General features: G+C 63.1%; 9 protein-coding genes. 2 read left to right on the forward strand and 7 right to left on the reverse strand.

The features are described 5' to 3' along the window. Positions 1 to 546 precede the first annotated feature (546 nt). Positions 547 to 1617, reverse strand: a complete 1071-nt coding sequence (locus ACZM8Y_RS07650) for a glycosyltransferase family 4 protein (protein ID WP_482330533.1) — start codon at positions 1615 to 1617, stop codon at positions 547 to 549. Between the two features lie 344 nt (positions 1618 to 1961). Then, the gene (locus ACZM8Y_RS07655; RefSeq protein ID WP_302551305.1) at positions 1962 to 2528 is read right to left on the reverse strand and encodes a hypothetical protein; all 567 of its coding nucleotides are present in this window, start codon (positions 2526 to 2528) and stop codon (positions 1962 to 1964) included. Between the two features lie 159 nt (positions 2529 to 2687). On the opposite strand from ACZM8Y_RS07655, the gene ACZM8Y_RS07660 reads away from it, so the two are divergent. After that, positions 2688 to 3065, forward strand: a complete 378-nt coding sequence (locus ACZM8Y_RS07660; RefSeq protein WP_302551306.1) for a hypothetical protein — start codon at positions 2688 to 2690, stop codon at positions 3063 to 3065. Positions 3066 to 3349: 284 nt separating this feature from the next. Here the strand turns inward: ACZM8Y_RS07660 and ACZM8Y_RS07665 are convergent, their stop codons facing one another. The 5 genes from ACZM8Y_RS07665 to ACZM8Y_RS07685 form a co-directional block, all read right to left on the reverse strand. Next, positions 3350 to 3898, reverse strand: coding sequence for a C40 family peptidase (locus tag ACZM8Y_RS07665; protein WP_482334317.1), 549 nt, complete (start codon positions 3896 to 3898; stop codon positions 3350 to 3352). Then, positions 3882 to 4694 (reverse strand): selenium cofactor biosynthesis protein YqeC, encoded by an 813-nt coding sequence (gene yqeC, locus ACZM8Y_RS07670; RefSeq protein WP_482334319.1) that lies wholly within the window; start codon positions 4692 to 4694, stop codon positions 3882 to 3884. Before yqeC ends, ACZM8Y_RS07665 begins: the two co-directional genes overlap by 17 nt. A 2-nt stretch (positions 4695 to 4696) precedes the next feature. Next, positions 4697 to 6556 carry a tRNA uridine-5-carboxymethylaminomethyl(34) synthesis enzyme MnmG gene (mnmG, locus tag ACZM8Y_RS07675; RefSeq protein WP_308771922.1) on the reverse strand — a complete coding sequence of 620 codons (1860 nt, stop codon included), beginning with the start codon at positions 6554 to 6556 and terminating at the stop codon, positions 4697 to 4699. Between the two features lie 328 nt (positions 6557 to 6884). Then, positions 6885 to 8111 (reverse strand): M20 family metallo-hydrolase, encoded by a 1227-nt coding sequence (locus ACZM8Y_RS07680; RefSeq protein ID WP_302551310.1) that lies wholly within the window; start codon positions 8109 to 8111, stop codon positions 6885 to 6887. Between the two features lie 140 nt (positions 8112 to 8251). After that, a complete protein-coding gene (locus ACZM8Y_RS07685) occupies positions 8252 to 8524 on the reverse strand; it encodes a PxxKW family cysteine-rich protein (RefSeq protein ID WP_302551311.1) in 273 nt (90 codons plus the stop codon). A 349-nt stretch (positions 8525 to 8873) separates the two neighbouring features. Here ACZM8Y_RS07685 and ACZM8Y_RS07690 point away from each other — a divergent pair, with 349 nt between their 5' ends. Beyond that, on the forward strand, positions 8874 to 10595 hold the full coding sequence (locus ACZM8Y_RS07690) for a YcaO-like family protein (protein WP_482334322.1): 1722 nt from the start codon (positions 8874 to 8876) through the stop codon (positions 10593 to 10595). Positions 10596 to 10656 lie beyond the last annotated feature (61 nt).

Below are 10656 nucleotides of genomic sequence, written 5' to 3' on the forward strand. Positions count from 1 at the left end.
CACCCTGTTTTCCCGTTTCCCATCCGGCAATAACCGAAACGCCGCGCAACGAATTGTTCGCTGTGCGGCGTTTTTCTTCAAGCGTGCCGGAAATACTGGAAAAATCTATGTGCCTTGTTTTCGGAGGCATTCGCTTTTTCGATGATTTTCTAGGCCGTGTCGTCGTTTTACATATAATTATTTGAAATTATTAAAAATAATACTGTGTTATAGAAAATGGTCGATGCTTTTTTCCTTGAAGTTCCAAAGGGATAACATGCAAAATGCCTTAGCCGTGGCTCCCGCCAAGGGGAAAACCGGAGAAAAAGGCCGTATTTTCACCGCACTGTGGAGATGAAACAACCACAAACTATAACAGAGCCCCAAATAATACCTTTATGACCTGAAAACAGTTAAATAATTTCAATAAATTATATATAACTAGCGATACGACCTCAAAAATTCATTTTGAATTTCAGATGGTTGAAATACGGTTTCATTGCAAAAGCGGATGTCTCCGTTTCCGGGGGAAACCACAGGGAAGCAGAAATCCTCTCAGGCAGGGGATCATTCCGTGCCTTTTCCCATAAGGCGGCGGTACAAATCCATGTATTGCTCAGCCATCCGGGTATCGGTAAACGCCAGCACGGATCGGCTTCCCGCTTCGGCAAGCCGCACCCGCAGGGCTTCGTCGGTCAGGCAGCGCGCCATCGCATCGGCAAGCGATACGGGATCGCCCACGGCGGCAAGAAGCCCATTCTCGTCCCCGCGCACCAGCTCCTGGTTGGAAGGCAGTGCCGAACAGATCACAGGGACGCCCGTCACCCAGCCTTCCTTGATGGCCCCACTGCTCCCCTCCCCGTCCACTGACGGGACGACCAGGGCGTCGCAGTCCGGCAGCATGTCCACGCTGTCCCGGCGGCCGGGCAGCGCAAGCAGATCATCCACGCCGAGGGCACGGGCTTCTTCTTTGATGGGCTCCAGCAGCGGCCCGTCACCCACGATGCGCACGGCCCACGGAGGCAGGGAACGCTTCCGCAGTTCCGCCATCGCCCGGACAAGCACGCTGTAGCCTTTCTGGGGCGTGAAGGCGCCTATGCTCTGGAAGAGGAAGCCCCCGCCCCGACGCGCCTCATGAGGGCGGTAACGGGAGGGATCGATGCCGGAATGGATCGCGCTGACCCGCGAGGCGGGGATGCCCGCCCCGATCATGTCGTCGGCAATCTCCCGGCTGACGCCCACAACGGCATCGGCAATCCTGTATTTCCACGAACGCAGCCCACGCCGCAGCGGATACGAAACCCGGCGGCTGTGAATCAAGAGCGTGCCGCTGTGCAGCAGCTTGTAGATCGCGCCCAGCGTAGCGGCGTTGGCGTCATGCGTGTGTACGATATCCGGGGGAAAATCACGCAGCCGCTGCCCCATCCAGCGCAGCAGCAACGGGCTGGCAGGGCTCCGGCCCGGCAAGGCCAGAACGGGCAGTCCCTCGTCATGCAGCAGCTCCGCCAATTTTCCCGCACGAGGGCAGGCCACCAACGGCTCCATGCCGGATGTGCGGGCCAACGCGCGGGCCAGATAATACACCTGCCGCTGGCCGCCCCGCAGTTCCAGCCCAAGATCCAACAACAGAACGCGCATACCCGTCTTCCATCCCCAATTCATGCTTCCACCCAACGGCCCCACCTTCCGGGCCCGGCACACCCCATCGGCCTTTCAACCACGACGGCAAAACCGATTCCTCCGCCGAACCCACGGGCCCACCGCCCTAAGACAACCAGACGATCGAGGCCGGAGCCGGAGACTGCCGACCCCACAGACCCATCGCACCAAGTCTCAACCGTCCATCAAACGAACTCCCTCCGAGCGGCCTCCCCACCAGTCGAAAGTCTTTGGAGGGAAAGGGGAGGGGGTTTGGGGGAGGGGAAAGGGAACCTTTCTCCAGAAAGGTTCCCTTTCCCCTCCCCCAACTTCACAACATCCAATCACATCTGCTGAGGATGCTCGTAGCCGGGAAGCACCACGGACGCGGCTTCCATCTGGCCCTGCCCCTTGGGACAGTTGCTCTGAAGCACGCAGATCTCACAGCCGCCCTTAAAGGGGTAGTGCGTCACCACGGCATAGCGGCGGGACAGGATGGGATCCCTGTCGTTGCTGTACGGGATGCCCTCGGCCTCCAGCGCCTCGCGCAGCGCGGCGGTGGGCTTGGGGGCGGGCGCGCAGCCGGCATCCTGCACTTCGGGGATTACGGCATGCACGGCGGCCATGCACATGGTCTGCGCCAGCGCGTTGTACAAGAACGCGTTGGACGGCGAGCTTTCCCAAGCCTTGTCCACGTCCTGCTCCACCGCCTCGTCGAGGGCCACCAAAAGATACTTGATCTTGCCCGTGTCGATGCCCTTCACGGTCAGATGGGGAAGCCAGTTCTTCCACAGCGCCATGAAACGCTCCATCACGTCGCCGCCAAGCCGGGTCTCCTGGCTGACGCCCATGAACAATTCCATATCAAACCACGGTTCTACATCAATTTTTTCCGTCGTAAATGCGGTCATGCTTTCCTCTTTGGAGATGTTCAAAAATGCCGTACAATAGTGGCTGGCCTGATAAGGAACCGCCAAACGGGAGAGTCAACTTTACTTCATCCCGTCACTTTCCTACAATACCCAAAACCGCATGACGCGGTTGTTTCAGCAAGGTCAAAGGAGCCGTCAATGAGCCAACAGTATCCCAGCCGGATACGCTATGAGTACGAACAGGACCCGGAAACCCGCCTCCAGTATACCCACGGCGTATGGGGGGGCATCAACCCGCAAGGCGAAATCGAAATCAGCTTCTACCTCGAAAGCGACAAGATGCCGCCGTATTCCGAACGTATCATAGCCCCTGACGGCAGCTTCGGCCACGAAATCGCCCCCTACAATGACGAGGAGCGCACCATCACCCGGCATATCCATTCGCGCGTGGTCATGAACTACCACACGGCACGGGCCATGCTGGAATGGCTGGAAGACAAGGTCGCCGCCCTTGAAGCCGAAGAGGACGGCGGCGCGCCGCTTTCGTTCGATGAGAGCGGCTTCCAGCACCAATAAAGAAGCTCTTGAACCGGTGAGGACGTTTCACGGCACCGCCTCGCCGGAACCTCCCCTCTTCCTCAGCGTCCGTACCTCCAGCCAGCCCGATGCCGCGCCCCGGTTTCGGGCTGGCGTTTCCCTCAGTCCGGCGCACTTGAAAACGCGGGCCATATCAGCGTGCCGAACGGCTTGACGCTTCCCGCGCCGCCTCCGCATCCGCCGGAAAGCCTTCAGGGAAGGAAGTGGCATGGAAAAAGAGGGGGCCTGCTTGAAAAAGCCCGCCTATTTTCAGGTACGGCTTGTTACCTTACAATCCTCCGAACGCGGATAAGCCGTTTCTTCCAATATTCCTGACTCAAACTGTCCTCACGGACACGCTTGCCGCTGGTGGGGCTGTGCACGAACCGCCCGTTGCCCGTGTACAATGCGGTATGGAGCCCCGTCCGCCCGCGTCTGGTATCAAAGACAAGGATGTCGCCGGGGCGCATGGCAATGCCGCGCCCCACGCCGTACCCGGCCTTGGCCTGCGCGTCGGTCACACGGGGAACATTGATCCCATGCTGGCGATAGGCCCACCAAATCAGCCCGGAACAATCGAAGCCTTTGGGCGTGGTGCCTCCGAGACGGTAATGCGCACCGATCTGGGAACGCGCGGTCTGGGCGACACGGGCGCCGAGGGAAGAGGCTTCGTACCGCCTGCCGTAGTCGGGCGCGGAAATGTATGTCGTACCGCAGCCGGAGAGCAGCAACGCCAGACAAAGCAAACCGGCGAGCGCCATAAAACGGCACGCCGCTCCCATCCCGAACCATTGTTTTACCACTCTGCCTTCCATCTCAGCATGATAGATCACGGAAGGGCTCCATGCCAAGCGTCCATAGGGCCTCTGCCGTCAACGGGACGCACCAGCCCTGAGCCGCGCTTCCCGCAAACCACGCCACGGAACGGGACAGGGCGGCGGCTTCGGAAGCCGCACCGAGCGCACCCGGCCCATCCCCCTTGTTGGCGAATACGAGACGGCGGCACCCCGCCGGACAGCGTCGGAACAGCCCTTCGGGGTGCTCCACCAAACGGGCCAGCGTCGCGGGCGTCACCAGGCTCCCCGGCTCCTGCCCCGCCGCCGCGCAAACCAGTGCGGAGCGGTGCACATGCCCGTCGTCCAACGGCTGGCCCACGCTGTCCAGACCGACCACAGCCACGCAGCAATCCAGAGACTCCGGCAGGACTGGCTCGTGTGCAGCGGGAGCCTTGAGGGGCTTACGGGCAGCGCCGTCGGCCTCCACAAGAAAAAGGGCATCGGGCAGCGCCGCCGACAGCACGCCGAGCATACGGGGGGATACGCCGTCCAGCTTCCGCACACCCGGCAGCGGACGCCCGGCGGCCACAACACACGGCGCGGCGCGCAGCGCATCATGGACGGCGGCAACGGGATCGGCCTCACCCTCCAAAAGAACCACGGGCAGGCCGTTTTCCGGCGGGAAAATCTTGGTCGTGGTGGTGCAGACCACACGCCGCCCGGCATCGGCCATGCGCCGGGCCAGCGCGTACATGAGCGTCGTCTTGCCCCCGGCCCCCACAAGCGCGGTCATCCGGGGAAAGGCCGCGCCGCCGGTTCCGGCGAACAGGGCTTCAAGCGGCCGCCTCTTCATGGCTATCCGAGCAGGGAGCGTTTTTTCAGATGGATTTCCAGACAGGTCAGCGCCGCCGGGGTCACCCCGGAAATGCGCCCCGCCTGACCGAGGGTGCGGGGGCGCACGGCGCAGAGCTTTTCCACGATCTCGGCGGACAGGCCGGAAACGGAGGGGTAATCCAGATCCGCCGGGAGGCGCACCTCCTCAAGCCGTGCGGAGCGCTTGACCAGCTCGTCCTGCCGCACCAGATACCCCGCGTACTTCACGGAGGTCTCCGCCTCCAAAAGGACTTCTTCGGGGAAATCCGTCACGCCGGGATGCAGGCGCTCAAGCCGTCCCAGCGTCATGGACGGACGCCGGAGCACTTCCTCCAGCGTCAGAGACTTGTTCGGCACGGGCTCGCCCAGCTCACGGAAAGCGTCGCTTGTCGCCGCGTCCGGCGAAACCCGCACTTCACGCAGCATGTCCAGCAGCCGCCCCAATGCGTCCTGCTTGCGCCGGAAGGCGGCCCACTGTTCGTCGCCCACCAATCCGAGCTCCCGTCCGAGCGGGGTCAGCCGCGCGTCGGCATTGGCTTCGCGCAGCAGCAGTCGGTATTCCGCCCGCGATGTGAACATACGGTACGGCTCCTGCGTCCCCCGCGTCACGAGATCGTCCACCAGCACGGACATATAGGCCACGTCGCGGCCCGGCAGGAACGGCTCGCGGCCCGTCAGGCGGCACCCCACGTTGATCGCGGCCCACATTCCTTGGGCGGCGGCCTCCTCATAGCCGGACGTCCCGTTGATCTGCCCCGCCAGCCACAGGCCGGGCAACGCCTTGGCCTCCAGCGTGGGCTCAAGCTGCACCGGGTCCACATAGTCGTATTCGATGGCGTAGCCGGGGCGCACCATCTTGGCATGTTCAAGGCCGGGGATGGTGGCGATCATGGCAAGCTGCACATCCAGCGGCAGGCTGGTGGAAATGCCGTTGGCATAGCACTCCTGCCCGTTCAACCCTTCCGGTTCGATAAAGACATGGTGCCGCTCACGCTCAGGAAACCGCGCCACCTTGTCCTCCACGGAGGGGCAGTAGCGCGCGCCCGTGCCTTCAATGACGCCAGTGAACAGCGGCGAGCGATCCATACCTGAGCGGATGGCGTCGTGCGTCCGTTCATTGGTCCACGTCACATAGCACGACACCTGCGGCTGTCCGGGCTTTGGCCCGTAAAAGCTGAAGCCCGGAGCCGGATCGTCGCCGGGCTGTTCCTCCATTTGCGAAAAATCAATGGACGACCGGAGCAGCCGCGGGGTGGTCCCCGTCTTGAGGCGGCCCAACGTGAGGCCGTGCTTCCGCAACGAATCCGAGAGCTTCATGGCGGCGGCATCGCCGAGGCGCCCGCCGGGGAAATGCGTGAGCCCCACATGGATGAGCCCGCACAGGAAGGTGCCCGTAGTCAGGATGACGTGCGGGGCCTCAAAGGTCTGCCCCAGCTCGGTGCGGACACCGGCGGCGCGCCCGCCCCGCTCCAGCACCTCGTCCACGGTATCCTGCCAGATGGTGATGTTCGGCTCGGCGAACAGGGCGGCCTTCACCGCCTCCATGTAGCTGTCGCGGTCGATCTGCGCGCGGGTGGCCCGCACTGCGGGCCCCTTGCTGGCATTCAGCGTGCGGAACTGGATGCCCGCCCTGTCGGCCCACAGGCCCATCATGCCGCCGAGAGCATCGATTTCCCGGACCATATGCCCCTTGGCGAGCCCCCCGATGGCGGGGTTGCACGAAAGGTGCCCGATGCGATCCACATTGCCCGTGATCAGCAGCACGCGCTGCCCGAACCGCGCCAACGTCATGGCGGCTTCACAGCCCGCGTGCCCCGCGCCTACGACTATACAATCGAACATAAGCTTTTCCTTGGGAAAGAGCGGGGGAGGGAAACCCTTCTGGAGAAGGGTTCTCCCTCCCCCGTACCCCCACCCTTCCCAAGACTTTCGGCTGGTGGGGAGGGGACGCAAAAGGAGTATTCTTTGGAGAAGGGGCAGGGAAAGCCCCAGCTATACCGAAATGTCCCCTTTCAACAAGCCGCCGGGAGACAAACACGGAAGTTCAGCCTTCCCAAGCCGCCCGTCCCTTCATCGGCCAGTACAAAAGTCTTGGGTGGGAAAGGGGTGGGATTTGGGGAGGGGAAGCCCTTCTCCAGAAGGGTTCCCCCTCCCCAATCTTCATCATCCCTTAATCGAACAGCATCCGGGCGAGCACCTGCGCGTCGCCGAGGGTGCGGGAAATCAGGGAGTATTCGTTGGCGAGATGATAGGTCGGCACGACGCTGGCCCAGACCGCGGCCGGGATGCCCATGTCGCGGAAGCCCACGGCCACGGTCCCGCCGCCGCTGCCGTCGCAGTGCGGCTCGATGCCGTAGATCTCACGGATGCCGGCGGAAAGGCGGAGCACCACCTCACTGTCGGGCGGGGTTGCGGGCGACGCGGGCGCATTGGTCACGGCGGTGACGTCCACGGTCACGCCATGACGCTCCGCCACGGCTTCCATGATCTCCCGTGTGGAGGTGAGCACGTCGTCGTGGCTGATGCCCGGCAGAATGCGGCTGTCGATGTAGAACACGTCCTTGCCCGGCAGGGAATTGATGTTGGGGACGTTCTCTTCGTGGCGCGTCGGGACGAACGTGCAGCACGGGGGCTGGAACAGCGGATCGACCTGGGCATAAATGGATTCCAGATCCCGCACGTGCAGGATCATGTCGGCGGCGGCGACCAGCGAGTTGCGGCCTTCCTGCGGGCGGGACGCATGGCACTGGTGCCCAAGCACCTCGACGCGCATCCAAAGCTGGCCTTTCTCGGAAATTTCGATGGAGGAGCCGTCCGCCACGCCGTAGTCGGGCACGACCACGAAATCGTCGGGGCCAAACAGGTCGGCATGGGTCTTGAGGATGTAATGGATCCCGTAACGGCTGGAAGTCTCTTCGTCGGAAACAAAAATCAGGCCAAGGGAGAGGTCGGGGGTGATGCCCTGCGCCTTCAGTTCCTGCGCAATGAGCAGGCCGCAGATGATGGCCTGCTGGTTGTCCTCCACGCCGCGCCCACGGATCTTGTCGCCGTCGACGACAACCTTCCACGGATCGGTCTTCCAGTAGGAGAGCTCTCCCGGAGGCACAACGTCCATATGCCCCAGAATCCAAAGGCGGCGCGGCGACGCGCCGGGGATGCGCGCGACCACATTGGGGCGCACGCCGTCGGGAACCCGCGGGTCGGGCGCGTCAATGCGCAGGATGTCCGTTACGCCGAGCTCACGCAGCAGCCCCTCCAGATACAGGGCTTTGGGCATTTCGCCCGTGCCGCCGTTCTCCGGGCCGAGGGCGGGAAGCTCCGTCATGCGGGTCTGGTATTCGATGACCTTGTCTCGCTGCTGTCCGATGGACTCAATAAGCCGAGAAAAACGTGCCATATGTTCCTCATGTACGGCTTCGGAAAAGAAGAAAGGGGAAGACGACGCCTCCCCCTGCCTTGGGAGAACGCCCTTCCCAAAGACGGGCGTTCCCGGAAAAATTGCGGTGCATACCCGCGGACAAAACGCTTCCGAACGGCTTAACGGCCCTTCGCAGCACGCTTGGACGCCTTCAACGGGTTGACCTTGGCGGCCTTGCTGGTTTCCGTCTTGATGTGGGTAGCGAAATTACAGCGGCCGTCGAACCACTTCTTGGCGGGGTTCGGGTAGCTGCCGCAGAACTGCTGCTCTTCAAACGTGCGAACGCGATCACAGCCTTCACACTTTTCAATGACGGGCTGCATCAGCATACCCTTCACTTCAACGCCCTGCTCAGTCTTGACGGCACCCACGAGGGTTTTTGCGTCGCTCATGATAACCTCCTGCGCGCCGGAGCGCGATTTTTTACGTAAGAAACGAACTCTTTTATCCATATCAGCGGAAATGTCAAGCCCCGTCCACGTGTTCCGGCGACAACTCCACCCCCTTAAAGGCCGCGCCATGCGAAACGGGATGTGGGGGACGCCTCCGGTTTGCAAAGCGGCTTAAGGGCCGTACGCCACACGAAACGGGGAATCACACAGCCCGATTTTTATCAGACGGGCTTAGCGCCATGCGAAACGGCACGGTGCCCCGCCTGCCCCGCACCAAAGGCACGTTTGCCTTTTCCCGCCGTTTTGGGCAACGTAACGCAAGCCGATTCCACTTTTTCCGAGGACAGCCATGCCCACGACCACCCTCCCCTATCGCTATGCCCACGCCTCCACCGAGTCCATGACCGGATACTTTTCCTGCGAGCCGCCGGAAGATCTCAGCTTTGAGGATGCGCTCGCCCGCCTTGAGGCCGCCCCCCTCGACGAATTTCTGCACCGCCATCTGCTGCGCCGCATAGCGGCCCTGCCCCCGGACGAAGCCGCCGCACTGCGCACGCCTTCCCGTCCGGTGCTCATGGCCTTGCTCTACGAAGCGGCATTTCTGAACGCCGGGCACGCCGAACTATTGAGCGGCGTCTCCGCCGGGGAGCTTGAACGGCTGGAAGGGGCCACCCCCCTGCCGTACCTCGGCTTCGCCCGCAAATCCCTCACGAAGGAAGGGCAAGAGGAACAAGCGAACCTTGCCGCATGGAATGCCCTGTTTGAAGAAAACCTTTCCCGGCATCATCCCCTGCCGCATCCCGACGACAACGAGCTTCCCCTGCCCGCGTATGTGCGGAATGCGGAACCGCCCAAACACGGACGCACGGCAGCGGAGGTTTACGCTGAACGGGCCGTCCCCGGACAGCCCATCTGGTCACGCCCCCCGGCCCAGCATACGGCGGCGGAAGCTCTGGCTTCGCTGGCTGCCTGCGGCGTGATCGCCGGGACGGAAATGCGGCACGAATCCTCGCTTGCCCCCGTGGGGCTGCTGCGGAACTGGAACGTGGACATCGCCGTGCGCAGCGGCAAGCTCGACTACACCCTCCAGGGGGAAGCCACCACATGGGGGCGCGGCCTGTCCATCGCCGCGGCCCGTGCGTCCTACTCAATGGAGATGGTCGAACGCGCTTCGGCCTATCTGTCCGTGGATGGGGACGCCATCACCGATCGCCTCCACCCCACGCCGATTGTCCGGGCCAGCCATGCGGAACTGCTGGCACAAGGCCGGGCCGCCGTCGATCCGCGCAGCCTGCCCATCGACGCCGAGTACGACGATCAGCCCCTTTACTGGATGGAAGGCCGCGGCGTTTCGGGCAGTACGGTACTTGTCCCGGTGCAGGCCGTGGGGCTGTTCTGCAATCTCGACGAACCCGCCCTTTTCCTGTCCCCCGGCTCTACGGGCATGGCTTCGGGCAACACCCTCGATGAAGCCAAGGCCGGCGCGCTTACCGAAATACTGGAACGCGACGCCGAGGCTACCGTGCCGTGGCGGCGCGGCCAGTGCTTCGAGCTGCACGCGGACATCGAGCACCCGTTGGCACTGCTTCTCGCGGATTACGCTCGGCGGGACATCCATGTCTGGTTCCGGGACATGACCACGGAATTCGGCGTCCCCTGCTACCAGAGCTTCGTAACCTGCGGCGACGGTTCCGTGGTTCGCGGAGCGGGGGCGGGGCTTTCCGGGGCCGGGGCCCTGCTCTCGGCGCTGACCGAAACCCCCTATCCGTATCCCAACGGCCCGGCTTCCGCGCCGGTTCCGGCTGGCCTCGCACAGCGCCGCCTTTCCGATCTGCCCGATTACCGGCTCGGCTCGCCCGCCGACAACCTCCGGCTGCTGGAAGAAGTCCTTCTCTCGCATGGGCACGCCCCCGTTTATGTGGAGCTGACGCGTGAGGATCTGGAACTTCCGGTGGTTCGGGCCATCGTTCCGGGCCTCGAACTGACCGCCGACTTCGACGCCTGTTCGCGCCCCTCCGTCCGCCTGTTCCGCCGCTATCTGGAAAAGGCGGGGGCATTGGAAAGGATATAGGGAATTGGGGAGGGGGAGGAGAAACTTTCTGGAGAAAGTTTCTCCTCCCCCTCCCCAAACC

It is taken from the genome of Bilophila sp. (genome assembly GCF_057864385.1).

Excerpts from the sequence above, each read along its gene's own strand:
- ACZM8Y_RS07660 (WP_302551306.1), top strand. The coding sequence starts at position 2,688 with ATGAGCCAACAGTATCCCAGCCGGATACGCTATGAGTACGAACAGGAC.
- ACZM8Y_RS07690 (WP_482334322.1), top strand. The coding sequence starts at position 8,874 with ATGCCCACGACCACCCTCCCCTATCGCTATGCCCACGCCTCCACCGAG.
- ACZM8Y_RS07655 (WP_302551305.1), bottom strand. The coding sequence starts at position 2,528 with ATGACCGCATTTACGACGGAAAAAATTGATGTAGAACCGTGGTTTGAT.
- mnmG (WP_308771922.1), bottom strand. The coding sequence starts at position 6,556 with ATGTTCGATTGTATAGTCGTAGGCGCGGGGCACGCGGGCTGTGAAGCC.
- ACZM8Y_RS07650 (WP_482330533.1), bottom strand. The coding sequence starts at position 1,617 with ATGCGCGTTCTGTTGTTGGATCTTGGGCTGGAACTGCGGGGCGGCCAG.
- ACZM8Y_RS07685 (WP_302551311.1), bottom strand. The coding sequence starts at position 8,524 with ATGAGCGACGCAAAAACCCTCGTGGGTGCCGTCAAGACTGAGCAGGGC.
- yqeC (WP_482334319.1), bottom strand. The coding sequence starts at position 4,694 with ATGAAGAGGCGGCCGCTTGAAGCCCTGTTCGCCGGAACCGGCGGCGCG.
- ACZM8Y_RS07680 (WP_302551310.1), bottom strand. The coding sequence starts at position 8,111 with ATGGCACGTTTTTCTCGGCTTATTGAGTCCATCGGACAGCAGCGAGAC.